The sequence below is a fragment of the Kaistia soli DSM 19436 genome (assembly GCF_900129325.1).
In the GTDB taxonomy this organism is placed as follows: Bacteria; Pseudomonadota; Alphaproteobacteria; order Rhizobiales; family Kaistiaceae; genus Kaistia; species Kaistia soli.
Genome location: NZ_FQUP01000001.1, coordinates 593,659 through 607,579, shown reverse-complemented (window position 1 = coordinate 607,579; position 13,921 = coordinate 593,659). Strand labels below are relative to the sequence as shown.

The following is a 13,921-nucleotide window of genomic DNA, read 5'->3' as shown; positions in this document are numbered from 1 at the left end:
TGCAAGGTGCGCCGGACCTGCCGGCGCACCCGCTTGCCTAGCCGTTTTCGGCCAACTGCTTCAGCTTCGCGACGCGTACGGGCTGCTCTTCTTCCAGCGAGATGGTGCCAGTGAACCCGCCTTTGCCGTCCATCAGATAGACGGTCGCCGTATGGTTCATCGTGTAGTCGCCGCCCTCGGTCGGCACCTTCTCGTAGAAGACGCGGTAGTCCTTGGCGAGGCTGGCGATTTCCGCCGGTGTCCCGGAAAGCCCGGTGATGCGGGGGTCAAAGGCCGAGAGATACTCCTTGAGGGTCTCCGGTGTGTCACGCTCCGGATCGACGCTGACGAACAGCACCTTGAGCTTGTCGGCGAGCGGGCCGAGCTGCTCGAGATCGAGCGTCAGGTCCGACAGCGTTGTCGGGCAGACATTGGGACAGCGCGTGAAGCCGAAGAAGACGGCAAACGGCTTGCCGCCGAGATCGGCATTGGTGAAGCGACGGCCATCCTCCGCCGTCAGGTCGATCGGCCCACCGATTGCAATGCGGGGCGCCGAGGGCGCTCCTTGATGCGTCAGGTGATAGCCGATCACGCCAGAAGCGGCGAGGGCGATAACTGCCGCCAGAGCCATGACAGCGAGCCGCATGCGGCTGGGCATCTCAGTGGTCCATCTTCATGCCGGGCATTGAGTCGCCGCCGTCATGCTTCATCGGCTTCGGGCTAGCGCCGATCGCATCGACGATGAAGTCGACATCCACCGTGCCAGCCTTCTCGAAGGTGAGCGAGCCATGCACCTTGGTGCCCCGGACGAGCGGCCCCTTCAGGTCAAGGAACATGAGATGCAGCCCGCTTGGATCGAGCTTCACGGTTCCGTGCGCCGGGATATCGAGACCGCCCTCGACCTGGCGCATCTTCATCACGCCGTCCTCGACGCTCATCTGGTGGATTTCGGCGCGGCCGGCGATCTCGACTGTGGCGCTGACGAGCTTGTCGGGCATGTCACCGTCATTGGTCAGCGTCAGATAGCCGCCGCCGACCTTGGCGCCCGGCGGGGTTGCGCGCGACCAGGGATGGCCGATCTCGATCGCACCGATCTTGTATTCATGGGCAGCGGCTGCATCGACGCCGACGAAGAGCAGCGCCATGGCGAACACGGCGATGCCGATCCGTTCTTCAGGGCTGGTCAACAGGCGGCGAACGGCGACGCGTACGGAATTGAGGCGGGAAAGCATGAGGGTTCTCTCTCGGAAAGACTGAACGGCCGCGCGGCGCGGGCCGGCGGCGGGGAGGCCGTGTGACGGCCCGATGCGTTCAGGCTTGCGGCGGTGCGCGCGAGCGGAGAGGCGCCAGCTCGGCCCGAACGAGAACCGCGTGGTCGGAAGCGGGCGCGCCGAGCGTCGCCAGGACATGGATGTGGACTGGTGGACTGAAGGCGACCGGGCCGGGAACGGCGCCCCCGAGCATCGGGCAGCCGAGCGTGCAGCAATCGACGAGATGCGTACGGTCGGAAGGCTGGCCCGCCGGGCCAGCAACAGACCAGCCGCCGGAGGATGAGCAGATGACGTCGCCGCTCAGCGAGACGTCGGCGCGGGCGCCCGCCGCAACGCCGCTAAACAACGCCTGCACGACGAGAAACAGCGCGACGAGCATAGCCGCGTCGCCCGCAAATCGCCCTCTATGCCGTGTCCGCGTCATTGCCGCTTTGGCCCGTTCCGTCCGGACGCTAGCGATAGCACTCCGCCGGAGGGAGGCAAATGGCCGGCGGGGCGACATTTGCACCCACCGACGCTCTAGTCGAGATCGGTAAAATCTCGCCCCGTCAGGCCGCGACCGGTGAAATCTCCTCGGTCACCACCGTGAACTTCGTCAGCACATTCGGCCCGAATGTGTGGGTCAGCGGAACGTCGCCCGCGTCGCGGCCCCGCGCGATGAGGATGCGGCCGATGCGCGGCTTGTTGTTGCGCGGATCGAAGACATGCCAGCGTCCGCCGAGATAGACCTCCATCCAGGCGGCAAGGTCCATCGTCGCATAGGGCGGCGGCTCGCCGGCGTCCGAGATATATCCGGTGCAATAACGTGTTGGGATGTTGAGGGCACGGCAGAAGGTGACCGCCAGATGGGCAAAATCGCGGCAGACGCCAACGCCGTCGCGATAGGCGCCGGCCGCGGTGCGGAAGGGGCTCGCCAGCTGATAATTGAAGGTCAGATGGCTGTTCACGAAATTGCAAATCGTCTGAACGCGCTCCCATCCGGCCGGCGTATTGCCAAAAAGCCGCCATGCCTCGTCGGCCAGCTGGTCGGATTCGCAGTAGCGGCTGGGCAGAAGGAACATCAGGACATCGTCCGGCAGCTCTTCAATGGGATGTTGGACCGCGCCGAAATCGACAGGGTCCGGCAGCCCGTCGTCCCAGATGATCGTCTGCGTGCCGAGCATGAACGGTCCGGGCGGCGCGACGAGGCGGCAGCACTGATTGCCGAAGACATCAGCATAAGCGGTGACGTTCACCACGGGGCTGGTGAACAGCGTATCGGGATATTCAAGATTGGGAGCAAGCGAGGGATGAACGTTCAGCATGACGATCATCGGTGTCGCCACCTGAAACTCGTAGTTAAGTTCCGTGCCGAGCCTGAGGCGCATGTGTATTCCTTTGTCCGCGATGTTGCGCCGCCATGGTGACCGATCAGACCCTTTGGTCGTCGCGGCCATGCAGAACGGACCTTTGGTCCCTCAACCGCCCTGAAGGCGCCGGGTTCCGGTCGGCATCGAAACCTTGCAAGTTCGGTGCCTCGCGTCGCCGCCGTGGCCTTTCGCCGGAAAAGCATGCCGATACCGGTCATAAGCCGGTGCGTGGCCGGCGTCCATGGCGCCGCCGCGCGCAAGCGCCTCGCCGACCGATCAAATTTGAGGCGTTTCGGGGGACGACACGCGGCCTTGCGCCGTGCGTCGTCCATGCTAGGTTGCCCTCGTCTCATCGGGGTGCCTCGATCCGTGCGCGGATTCTGGCTGAGAGGCCTTCGGGCTAACCCGCGAACCTGATCCGGATCATGCCGGCGGAGGGATTGAGCCAAGCGCGGCCGGGCCACCATTCCGGCAAGAGTAACGCGCCCAAGCCGTCGTTCCGTCCTGCGCCAGAAGCCAAGGACGAAGAAGTGACTGTGACCACCGATAATTTCTCGATCGAGGCGGCCGCCGCGGCGCTTGCCGACATGCGCGCCACGCGGCCGCTCGTCCAGAACATCACCAATTTCGTCGCGATGACGATCTCGGCCAATGTGCTGCTCGCAGTCGGCGCCTCGCCCGCCATGGTTCACGCTCCGGACGAGTCGGCAGACTTCGCCGCGATCTCGTCCTCGCTCGTGATCAATATCGGCACGCTATCGGAGAGCTGGGTCGACGGCATGCGCCGCGCCATCCTGCAGATGAACGAAGACGGCAAGCCCTGGGTACTCGATCCCGTCGGCTGCGGCGCGACGCCCTACCGGACCGCCGTGGCGGCTGAATTCGCCAGGCTCTCGCCGGCGATCATCCGCGGCAATGGCAGCGAGATCATGAGCCTCGCCGGCGCGTCCGGTGCAGGTGGCAAGGGCGCTGATTCGACTGCGCGGTCCGAGGATGCCGTCGAGGCGGCCAAGGCCCTGGCACGCGAGACTGGCGCCGTCGTGGCCATTACCGGCGCCACCGATTTCGTCACCGACGGAACGATCGTTGTCGCTATCGAGGGCGGCGACGCGCTGATGCCGCTGTCGACAGCCCTTGGCTGCGCCCTGTCGGCGACCGTCGCGGCTTTCGCTGCCGTGCGTGCGCCATTCGAAGCTGCCGTTTCAGCCCTGGCGGTCTATGCCGCGGCCGGCGCGGTCGCCGCGACAGACCTGAAGGGGCCCGGCCACCTTCCGGCTGCGCTGTGCGATGCCCTCTATGCCATCGATGGCGCAACGCTGGCCGCCAATGCCAGCATCCGCGTCGAGGCGGCGTGATGACGATCCCCTTTGATCTTTCGCTCTATCTCGTGACCGACGAGCAACTGGCCGGGCCGCGCGGCGTCGTGGAGGCGGTAGGCCGGGCCATCGAAGGTGGCGTGACGCTGGTCCAGCTGCGCGATCCCAAGGGCAAGGGCCGCGCGCAGGTCGAAATCGCGGCGGCGCTGCTCCAAATCCTGCGTCCGCGTGGCATTCCCCTGATCATCAATGATCGCGTGGACGTCGCTCTCGCTGTGGGCGCCGATGGCGTCCATGTCGGGCAGAGCGACATTCCCGCCGCGATGGTGCGCAGGATGATCGGGCCCGACAAGATCCTAGGGCTCTCCGTGTCCTATGCATCGGAGCTAACCGCGCCGGACCTCTCTGTCGTCGATTATATTGGCGTCGGGCCGATTTATGCGACTGCGACGAAGACCAACGCCGCGCCGCCGATCGGCTTTGACGGGCTTGCGGCGCTTGCCGCCGCCTCGCCCGTGCCTGTCGTCGCGATCGGCGGGGTGAAGGCCGAGCATGTCGTACCGGCTCTCGCAGCCGGCGCCGCCGGGCTCGCCATTGTCTCGGCCATCATCGCTGCGGACGATCCCGCCGCGGCAGCTGCGGATTTCAGCACGAGGATCGCGCGCTTTCGCGCGACCTGAGCAGGCGCGATCTTTGCTGCTGTGGAAACAGTGCTCGTATCATTGTGCTTGTTTCGTTGAAGACGCCGAGATGAGATGGTGTCGCCAGAGATCGTCCGTCTGAGGAGACTGCCATGTCCGTCCACGCCAATCGCCTTGTCGTCACAGGCGCATCCGCCGAGCGCTACGACGAGATCCTGACCCCGGAGGCGCTGGCCTTCGTTGCCGAGCTGCATGGCCGTTTCGATGGCAAGCGCCGTGCCCTTCTGGAATTCCGCGGCGAGCGGCAGACCTTCTTTGACAACGGCGGACTGCCGGACTTCCTGCCCGAGACGGCGCATGTCCGTGACGGCGACTGGCGCGTCGCGCCGATCCCGGCCGATCTCACCGATCGCCGCGTCGAGATCACCGGCCCTGTCGATCGCAAAATGATCGTCAACGCGCTGAATTCCGGCGCGAAGGTCTTCATGGCCGATTTCGAGGACGCGTCCTCGCCGGTCTGGTCGAACATGGTCGAGGGCCAGCTCAATCTCAAGGACCGCTGGGCCGGCCAGATCGACTTCACCGACTCGAAGACAGGCAAGGCCTACAAGGTCGGCCCTCGTCCGGCCGTCCTCATCATCCGGCCGCGCGGCTGGCACCTGCCCGAACGTCACATCACCTTTGACGGCGAACCGGCTTCGGGCTCGCTGGTCGATTTCGGCCTCTATGTCTTCCACAATGCCAAGGCGGCGCTCGCGCAGGGTTCCGGCCCCTATTTCTACCTGCCGAAGCTCGAGAGCCATCTGGAGGCGCGCCTCTGGGACGAGGTCTTCAGCGCGGCCGAGGAATGGATCGGGCTTGCCCACGGTACCATCAAGGCGACGGTGCTGATCGAGACGCTTCCCGCTGCGTTCGAGATGGACGAAATACTCTACGAGCTGAAGGATCACATCGTCGGGCTCAATTGCGGCCGCTGGGACTACATCTTCTCTTTCATCAAGACGCTGCGGAACAACGCCGCCTTCCTGATGCCGGATCGCGGCCAGGTCGTCATGGGCAAGGCCTTCCTCAAGGCGTATTCGGAACTCTTGATCAAGACCTGCCATCGCCGCGGCGCCTTTGCCATGGGCGGCATGGCCGCGCAGATCCCGATCAAGAACAATCCGGCGGCCAATGAGGCCGCCTTCGCCAAGGTTCGCGCCGACAAGGAGCGCGAGGCCGGCGCCGGCCATGACGGTACTTGGGTCGCCCATCCCGATCTCGTCCCGGTCGCGATGGAGGTGTTCGATCGCATGATGCCGACACCGAACCAGCTGACGCGGCTGCGCGAGGAAGTCTCCTACGGCCAGAAGGACATGCTGGAGATCCACGAGGGCACGCGGACGGAGGAGGGCCTCCGCCACAACATCCGCGTCGGTGTCCAGTATATCGAGGCGTGGCTGCGCGGGCGCGGCGCGGTCCCGATCTACAACCTGATGGAAGATGCTGCGACGGCCGAGATCAGCCGGGCTCAGATCTGGCAGCAGCTGCATTTCGAGGCGACGCTGGAGGGAGGCGTCAAGGCGACGGAAGAGCTGTTCCGCCGCTGCCTCGCCGATGAGATGGAAGTCGTGAAGGGCGAGGTCGGACCCGATAATTACGCGGCTGGCCGTTTCCCCGAGGCGATCGATCTATTCTCGAAGCTCTCGACCGCCCCAACCTTCGAGGCGTTCCTCACCGTTCCGGCCTATGGTCTGATCGACTGATCCGCTATCCGGCCGGGCGTGTCTCCACCGTGAGATGCGCGAGGCCGTGCATCCCCAAGAGGCGGCGACGGATATCCGCCGCCTCCACGTCGCCCGCGACACTGACGATCGCGGCATGTGCGCCGGGACCAACGCGCCAGACATGCAGGTCGGTGAGGCGGAACGCCGGCCGTCCGAGTTGAGGCTGCGTCAGCAGGCGGTCGCGCAGCGTCGTCTCCATCGCCGGGTCGCTGCGATCGAGCAGCACCGACGCCGTCTCGCGGATCAGCGACCAGGACCAGATCGCAATCACCACGGCGCCAACGATCCCCATGACCGGATCGAGCCAGACCAGTCCCAGGTAGCGGCCTGCGAGCAGCGCGGCGATCGCAAGCACCGAGGTCAGCGCATCGGCCATCACATGCACGAAAGCCGAGCGCAGATTGTTGTCGCGCTCCTCATGAGCTTGCGCAGGGTGATGAGCATGCCCACGGCCATGATGATCATGTTCCGCATGGCCGTGGCCATGATCGTGACCGTGATGCGCGTGGGCGGCAGGGCGGTGACCGTGATCATGTGAATGCCCATGGTCATGGTGGCCGGAAAGCAGCAGCGCGCTGACGAGATTGACGCCGAGACCGACCACCGCAATGACTGTTGCCTCGCCAAACGCGACGGGACCCGGTTGCAGCAGCCGCAACACCGATTCAACGCCGATGCCGAGGGCAACGAGAGCGAGGACGAGCGCTGAAGCAAAGCCGGCGAGGTCGCCCACCTTGCCGGTGCCGAAGGTGAAGCGCGGGTCGCGGGCGTGCCGGCGGGCAAAGGCATAGGCGAGGGCCGCGACGCCGAGGGCGCCGGCATGCGTCGCCATGTGGAAGCCGTCGGCGAGCAACGCCATCGAATTGAACTCGTAGCCGGCAATAATCTCGGCAATCATCATGGCTGCCGTGATCGCGACCACCCAGAGGGTGCGTCGGGCATTTTCATCATGCCGGCTGCCCAGGAAGACGTGGTCATGCGTCAGATCGTCGAATTCGCGGTCGAAAGTCATGACGTTCTTCTCCCGGCCGGCGCGCCTAACGGGCGTGGCGGCGGATCACAGTGATCAGTTCGTCGGCGCCGGCCGTGCGCGCCGCGTCGTCGAGACCAGGCTTCGCAACATGCTCGCGGATATGGTCGGCGATGAGCTCGTCCATCAGCCCATCGACCGCCCCGCGCACCCCTGCCACCTGATGCAGCACCGCCGCGCAGCCAGCATCGCCGGCAACGGCGCGTTCGACGGCTGCAATCTGCCCGGCGATCCGCCGAATGCGGGCGAGCAACGGATCCTTGTTCGATGAAAGATGCGACATAGGATAGGGGTGTACCCTATATTGGATAGCGCGGATAGGCCCGAGTTTCAGTCACCATTGGGCGCCACAGCTTTGGCGTCGCGTTGGGGTCGTGCGCCGTCAGGCTTAGGCAGTCCGCAGGGTCAGGTTACGGGTCGGCGGATCTGGCGCGCGGGCTTCAGGACGACGATCGCGGCCGGAACCACGATCACCGTGGCGAGGGCGGCGAAGATAGTCAGTGCGAGAAAGGCCCCGGCGAGGCCAAAGAGATCGCCGAGCCAACCGAGCAGCAGAACCGGCAGGCAGTTGGCGAGGTAGGCGATCACATAGAAGGCCGAGACGAACGCCGCGCGACGGTCCGGCGGCGCGATGCGGTTGACGACGCCTGCAGCTCCGACAAAGGCGGCGCCATAACCGATGCCGATCAGCACGGTACCCGCGACGAAGCCGACTGCGCTCGCCGCCTCGATCGCGATGAGGCATGCCAGTGTCGCGGCAGCGACGATCACCGTGCCAGCAATGAGGGCGCGATCGGAGGAAAGCCGCCCCGCGGCGATCTGGCTGAGGCCGCCGACGAGCTGGAAGATAGTGACGATCAGTCCGGCGGCCGCCATCGACGGCATGTGCAGCAACTCGTGGACAAAGCTCGGACCGAGCGAGGCGAAACTCGATCCGACCGCCCAGGCGATAAAGACGGCGGCGGCGGCGATCGAGAAGGCTGCCAGGCGTGGCGTGCTGGCGGCGGGGCTGGTGACGTCGATCGGCCCGGTTGGCGCCGTGAAACGAACCGGGCGCCACGGAACGATGGCAAGACCGGCGAGAGCGACCAGGGCGAGGGCAGCGATGACCAGGAAGGGCAGGCGCAGCGGATCGAGGTCGAGCGCCAGGCAAAGCGACGATATGGCAGGGCCGACCGCGCAGCCGATCGTGAACACCGACGTCGCCAGCACGGCCGAGCGGCGGGCGTCGAGCCGGGGATCAAGCTCGATCAGCGCCGCATTTGCCGCGCCGGTCACCGCGCCGGTTCCAAAGCCGGCAAGAAAGCGGCCGACGAACAGGGCGTGGAGATCCGTGGCGGTGCCGAAGACCAGGGCACCGGCGATGACAATCAGCAGCGCGCCGGCAATGGCGATGCGCCGGTCTCGCAACCGGTCGGACAGGCGGCCGAGCAAGAGCAGCGACAGAAGCGTACCGCCGGCATAGACAGCGAAGATGGCACTGATGGTGAAGGTATCGAGCGACCAGTGGGCCCGATAGACGCCGTAAAGCGGCGAGGCGGCCGTGCTGTTTAGCAGCGCGACCATGATGGCGAGCGCGACGAAGCTGCGAGCCGGGATGTTGCGCGGACGGGACACGGCATTCCAGGGCGCGGGACGACAGCAATCGCCGATGGCGGCGTCGTTTGTCCGATAATCGGGTGCCCCTTATAGGATGGCGCGCCTGAGACCGCACGCGGCCATTCGGCGCGGCGGAACGATCAGACGGTCTCGACCGTCCGTTCGATCGCGGCGTCTTCGATCTCGTCCTCGACCGGCTCGTCAGGCTCTTCCGCGGTGATGGAGAGGTTCTTCTCGATTTGACGCAGCAGCTTGCGCAGCCGCTTCACGTCCTTCTCGTCGATGCCGGCCAACGCTTCCTTTTCCAGCCGCTTCCAGCCGCGATCGACATCGGCGATCGTGTCGTGGCCCTGGCTGGTGAGGAAGACATGGGCCTGGCGGCCATCGCCCGTCGAGGCCCGCCGCTCGACATAGCCTTGCGCCGCGAGCCGGCTCACCATCTTGGTGACGGTCGGCGGCTGCACGGAAAGTGTCTGCGCGAGCTGGCTCATCGACAGCCCGTCCTGTTCGGCGAGCGCCTTGAGGACGCTCTCCTGGCCAGGGTGCAGGCCGATGCGCACGAGATGGCTGCCCGAACGGCCGCGCGCGGCGCGGGCGGTCTGCGCGAGACGGAAGGTGACGGTCTTACGATGGTTGAATGCCATGATGGCTTACCTTCGCCGAAGATCATGTCCGCTAGATGACACGGCAAAGCATTCATGCGCCAGTCAGCGCTGCAAGCGAAGCCCGATCGTCGCCGTAGTGGTTGGATAGCTGCCGCCCTCGACGGCGCTGGCGAAATACTGCTGCTCGAGGCGGCCGACGATCCAGGCCTCGCGGTTCAACTTCCATGTCCCCTGGAGGCCGGCTTCGTAGGTGATCTCGTTCACGTCGGCGTCGATATAGTGCTGGTGCTGCCAGCCGATGTCGGCCGCGAGCGTGAAATTGCGCCGCACATAGCGCTCCACTGAGAGGCCGAGATCGTAGACGATGGTGCTGGATGCATCGATATTGGTCGCAGGGTCGACATAGGTCGCCGCGACGAAGGCGACCTGGGTCAGCGGCGAGGGCGACCAGATCAGCGAGGCGTCGATGGTCGGCAGGTCGAACGGCGCGAACTGCGAATCGTCATAGGTCTCGTGCCGCCAGCCGAGTGCGATTTCGCCCTTGAGGATCGGAGCGGCCGAATAGGCGATGCCGCCGCGCAGCGTGATGCCCCGGCTGTTGCGGCTGTAGCCTGATGGATCAGTCGGATTTTCGAAGAAGCGGTTGGAAAGCTCCGCCTCGACGAAGGGCGCAATGGTCGGCGTCCACTGGTAGCCGATGCGCGCCGCGGTGTTGATCAGCGTGTTGTCGAGATAGGCCTGCGTCACGGACGTGTTGTCGACCTGCAGCGGATCGTAGGCGGTATAAGTCGCCGTCCCGCGCAGCTGCAGGACGGTGCGCCCGACGCTGCCGTCGAGCGTCGCGCCGGCATCATAGGTGTTGATCCCCGGCGGGTTTTGGACCCCCTCGGGATAGCCGAACTGGCTGCTCGACTGGGTATCGTAGATGTAGTCGGCCTTCAGCCGCAGCGCCCAGTCGCTCGGCAGGTCGATCCGGCCGTTGGCCTCGACATAGAGGTTCGAATCCGGCTTGACGCTGGTGTCGGTGAAATATTCGTAGTCGCCCTTCAGGCGAAACTGGAATTCGTTCGAGGTCCAGTCGGACTTCAGGAGGATGTCCGGTGCGACGGTGATCGTCCCGGATGGGCGGCCCGTCGACGACTGTGCGGCGTTCGAGGTATAGCCGCCCCTCAGTTCCACTGCCGGCAGCAGGATGAAGCTGCCGAGGCGGATGCCCGTCGGATCATAGGCGGTTTCATCCCGCGCATCGGCCGTCTTGCTCCGCTTGGTCGCGCCTTCCTCCTCGTTGCCCGTGATGGGCTGAACGCCCTGCACGCGCGTCACTTTGCCATCTTCGGCAAGGTCGGGGGCCGTCGTCGTCAGGCTGTCGTCGGTAGCGTCGATGCCCTGCTGGTTCGAGATCTCGACCGGCTGGCCGGAATCCGTGCCGCGTAGTGACGAGAAGTCGTCGCTCGTATCGAAGGCAATGCCCGGGCCGCTGCCGCTCGCGACATTCTGCGCGCGCGCCACCGGCATCGGTGCAAGCGCCACGATCAGCGTCGCCGACAGAAGTGTCCGGTGGATGACGTGCATCGGCCTTGTCGTGTCCTTGCCCGCACGGCTTCAGGCCATGCATGGCCCGGCCTTATGGTTTCCGAAATGTAAACGGGCTTGGTTAAGAGAAGGTTGTCGCCGGCCGCTGCGACCGGCGGGCGATTTTCGCCGCGCCGCGTGCTAAACGATCGCTTCGATGAACGGGTTGAGTGCGGAGAACGCGATGGGTTCCGAGCGGCAGGTCTCCAGGCTGGCGAGTGATCAGGCATCCGGCGGAAAGCAGGCCGTCGATGCGGTCGCCTCGGCGCTCCGGACGGTCGCGAGCGAGCAGGCCGGCCTTTCGGAGCTTGCGCGCGCGCTGGAAGGCGATCTGGCTGCCGACTTCGCGGCGGTGGTCGATCTGATCCGAGCCGCGAGGGGCCGCGTCGTCGTGACTGGCGTCGGCAAGAGCGGCCATGTCGGCGTCAAGATCGCGGCAACGCTCGCCTCAACCGGTACGCCCGCCTTCTTCGTTCACGCCGCCGAGGCCAGCCATGGCGACCTCGGCATGGTGGCGGCGGAAGACGACGTCATCCTGGCGCTGTCCTGGTCGGGCGAGACGGCCGAGCTACGACCGATCGTCGAATATGCCGGCCGCTTTCGGAACCCGCTCGTCGCGATCACTGCCAATCCCGAAAGCTCGTTGGCGCGCCAGGCGAGCCATGTCCTTCTGCTTCCGCGCGCCGAGGAGGCCTGTCCGCATGGTCTCGCGCCGACGACGTCTGCCGTGATGCAGCTTGCGCTCGGCGACGCGCTCGCCATTGCGCTGCTCGAGGCGCATGGCTTCACGGCGCAGGATTTCCGCCTGTTCCATCCCGGCGGCAAGCTCGGTGCCAGCCTGCATTTCGTGACCGCGGTGATGCATGCCGGCGAAGCGATGCCACTCGCGCCGCTCGGCACGCTGATGGGCGATGCCATCGGCGAGATGTCGGCGAAGCGCTTCGGCTGTATCGGCATCGTCGATGAGGCAGGCCGCCTGGTCGGCATCGTCACCGATGGCGACCTCCGCCGTCATATCGGGCCGGACCTCCTGACACGTACTGTCGAGGCGGTTATGACGCGTGCGCCGAAGACGATCCCGCCCGACATGTTGGTCGGCACCGCAATCGACCTGCTCAACACGACCCGGATCACGGCCTTCTTTGTGGTCGAGGACGGCCTTCCGCTCGGCATCCTGCATATGCACGATCTGCTGCGGATCGGCGTCGCGTAGGGCTCCGGCTAGCCACCGTCTTCAGTCGAGCACCACCGTCGTCGGACGCTCCCCACCACGCAGCGGCCGCTCTTCCATCATGAGCAGCAGCAGGAAGGCGATGATGATGCAGGCCGTCGCAGCCGCGAAAATGCCGCGGAATGCGTCGGCGAGCGAAACGCCCGACCCGGTGCTGGCGATGAGGGTTTCGACGGAGACGCCGCCGGTCGCGCCGACGCCGGCCAGGAAGATGGCGCCGAAGGTCGCGACGAGGATGGCGCTGCCGAGGGCGCGCATAAAATTCACCGTGCCGGTCGCCGTGCCCATGTGATGCGGCGCGACGGCGTTCTGCACCGCGACGACGGTGACCGGGAACAGCGTTCCAAGCCCCGCGCCGATGATGACGAGCAGGATTTCCATGCCGAACATCGGCAACTGGCCTGCCGTGATCGTCATGGCGATCATCGCGAGAATGCTGATGGAGAGCCCGATCATCGGCGCCCGCTTGTAGTGGCGGACCCGGGCCATGATCAGGCCGGATGTCTGCGCGCCGGCGACGGTGCCGACGGAAAGCGGGATCAGCGCAAAGCCCGATTCGGCGGCGTTCATGTGCAGCACCGCCTGGAAGAACAGTGGCAGATAGATCGAGAGGCCGACCATGGTACCGATGCCGAAGAAGCCGGCGAGCGTGGCGCTGGCGACGACGCGGTCTCCGAGCACGCCGAGCGGCAGGAAAGGCTCGGGCGCCTTCATCAGCCGATAGGCGAACAGCACCCAAGCCACGATCGAGCCGGCAAGGAGGCCGATGATCTCGCGCGAAGCCCAGGGATAGACGACGCCGCCCCAGCTCAGTGCCAGCAAAAGCAGGACGGCTGCAATCACCAGGAGGCAGGCGCCGGCATAGTCGAGCTTGTGGGCGCGCTCGTGCCGCGGCAGCTTCTTCAGCGCGTTATAGGTCATGAAGAAGGCCAGCGCGCCGAGCGGGACATTGATCCAGAAGATCGCCGCCCAGCCGACCGACTGGGATATGACGCCGCCCAGCACCGGTCCCGCCACGCTCGACAGGGCGAAGACGACGCCGAAATAGCCCATGTAACGAGAGCGTTCCCTGGGCGATACCGCGTCGGCCGTGATGGTCTGGGCAAGAGAAATCAGGCCGCCGCCGCCAAGGCCCTGGACAAACCGGGCGACGATGAGCGCGAACATGGTCGGCGCGAGGGCGCAGGCGATCGAGCCGATCATGAAGATCACGATGGCGGCGAGCAGCGTGGTCCGCCGTCCATGGATGTCGCTGATCTTGCCGTAGAGAGGAGTCGCCGCGGTTGAAGACAGCAGATAGGCTGTCACCACCCACGAGATGTTCTGAAGATCGCCGAGCTCCCGTCCGATCGTTGGCAGCGCCGTGGCGACGATCGTCTGGTCGAGCGCGGCGAGAAACATCGCCAGCATGATCCCGATGATGATCGTTCGGACGGTGGCGTGATCGAGCGGCGCGGGTTCGGCCCGGGTCGAGACAGAAGCATCCATGAAATGGCCAAACTTGATTGAGGCCGCCGCGCCTTAATGAGGCACGCAGCTGGGGACGGTCCGTAAGGTCACCA

At 65.7% G+C, this 13,921-nt stretch carries 14 protein-coding genes and 1 riboswitch; of the genes, 4 read left to right on the top strand and 10 right to left on the bottom strand.

What is annotated here, in order from left to right:
- Window positions 1-37: 37 nt before the first annotated feature.
- From BUB39_RS03105 to BUB39_RS03090, 4 genes are all read right to left on the bottom strand, one after another.
- Window positions 38-637 carry an SCO family protein gene (locus tag BUB39_RS03105; RefSeq protein WP_073051554.1) on the bottom strand — a complete coding sequence of 200 codons (600 nt, stop codon included), beginning with the start codon at window positions 635-637 and terminating at the stop codon, window positions 38-40.
- A gap of 1 nt (window position 638) precedes the next feature.
- Window positions 639-1,211: a copper chaperone PCu(A)C gene (locus BUB39_RS03100; protein ID WP_073051553.1), complete on the bottom strand. Its 573-nt coding sequence runs from the start codon at window positions 1,209-1,211 to the stop codon at window positions 639-641.
- Between the two features lie 79 nt (window positions 1,212-1,290).
- Window positions 1,291-1,629 carry a DUF2946 family protein gene (locus BUB39_RS03095; protein ID WP_073051552.1) on the bottom strand — a complete coding sequence of 113 codons (339 nt, stop codon included), beginning with the start codon at window positions 1,627-1,629 and terminating at the stop codon, window positions 1,291-1,293.
- Window positions 1,630-1,798: 169 nt separating this feature from the next.
- Window positions 1,799-2,617 (bottom strand): transglutaminase-like domain-containing protein, encoded by an 819-nt coding sequence (locus BUB39_RS03090; protein WP_073051551.1) that lies wholly within the window; start codon window positions 2,615-2,617, stop codon window positions 1,799-1,801.
- Between the two features lie 325 nt (window positions 2,618-2,942).
- Window positions 2,943-3,056: riboswitch (TPP riboswitch) on the top strand.
- 73 nt (window positions 3,057-3,129) lie between these two features.
- Here BUB39_RS03090 and thiM point away from each other — a divergent pair.
- From thiM to aceB, 3 genes are all read left to right on the top strand, one after another.
- Window positions 3,130-3,954 (top strand): hydroxyethylthiazole kinase, encoded by an 825-nt coding sequence (gene thiM / locus BUB39_RS03085; RefSeq protein WP_244540133.1) that lies wholly within the window; start codon window positions 3,130-3,132, stop codon window positions 3,952-3,954.
- Window positions 3,954-4,595: a thiamine phosphate synthase gene (thiE, locus tag BUB39_RS03080; RefSeq protein WP_073051550.1), complete on the top strand. Its 642-nt coding sequence runs from the start codon at window positions 3,954-3,956 to the stop codon at window positions 4,593-4,595. Before thiM ends, thiE begins: the two co-directional genes overlap by 1 nt.
- A gap of 113 nt (window positions 4,596-4,708) precedes the next feature.
- Window positions 4,709-6,301: a malate synthase A gene (gene aceB / locus BUB39_RS03075; protein ID WP_073051549.1), complete on the top strand. Its 1,593-nt coding sequence runs from the start codon at window positions 4,709-4,711 to the stop codon at window positions 6,299-6,301.
- Window positions 6,302-6,305: 4 nt separating this feature from the next.
- Here the strand turns inward: aceB and dmeF are convergent, their stop codons facing one another.
- The 5 genes from dmeF to BUB39_RS03050 form a co-directional block, all read right to left on the bottom strand.
- The gene (gene dmeF / locus BUB39_RS03070; RefSeq protein WP_073051548.1) at window positions 6,306-7,334 is read right to left on the bottom strand and encodes a CDF family Co(II)/Ni(II) efflux transporter DmeF; all 1,029 of its coding nucleotides are present in this window, start codon (window positions 7,332-7,334) and stop codon (window positions 6,306-6,308) included.
- 25 nt (window positions 7,335-7,359) lie between these two features.
- Entirely contained in the window at window positions 7,360-7,635 is a 276-nt protein-coding gene (locus BUB39_RS03065; protein WP_073051547.1) for a metal/formaldehyde-sensitive transcriptional repressor, read from the bottom strand.
- 122 nt (window positions 7,636-7,757) lie between these two features.
- Window positions 7,758-8,969, bottom strand: coding sequence for an MFS transporter (locus tag BUB39_RS03060; protein ID WP_084526850.1), 1,212 nt, complete (start codon window positions 8,967-8,969; stop codon window positions 7,758-7,760).
- Window positions 8,970-9,091: 122 nt separating this feature from the next.
- Window positions 9,092-9,595, bottom strand: coding sequence for a MarR family winged helix-turn-helix transcriptional regulator (locus tag BUB39_RS03055; RefSeq protein WP_073051546.1), 504 nt, complete (start codon window positions 9,593-9,595; stop codon window positions 9,092-9,094).
- A gap of 63 nt (window positions 9,596-9,658) precedes the next feature.
- A complete protein-coding gene (locus BUB39_RS03050) occupies window positions 9,659-11,128 on the bottom strand; it encodes an outer membrane beta-barrel protein (RefSeq protein ID WP_073051545.1) in 1,470 nt (489 codons plus the stop codon).
- A 184-nt stretch (window positions 11,129-11,312) separates the two neighbouring features.
- On the opposite strand from BUB39_RS03050, the gene BUB39_RS03045 reads away from it, so the two are divergent.
- Entirely contained in the window at window positions 11,313-12,341 is a 1,029-nt protein-coding gene (locus BUB39_RS03045; RefSeq protein ID WP_073051544.1) for a KpsF/GutQ family sugar-phosphate isomerase, read from the top strand.
- A gap of 21 nt (window positions 12,342-12,362) precedes the next feature.
- On the opposite strand, the gene BUB39_RS03040 is transcribed toward BUB39_RS03045, so the two are convergent.
- Complete coding sequence (locus tag BUB39_RS03040) at window positions 12,363-13,847, bottom strand: MDR family MFS transporter (protein WP_073051543.1); 1,485 nt, start codon at window positions 13,845-13,847, stop codon at window positions 12,363-12,365.
- Window positions 13,848-13,921: the final 74 nt, after the last annotated feature.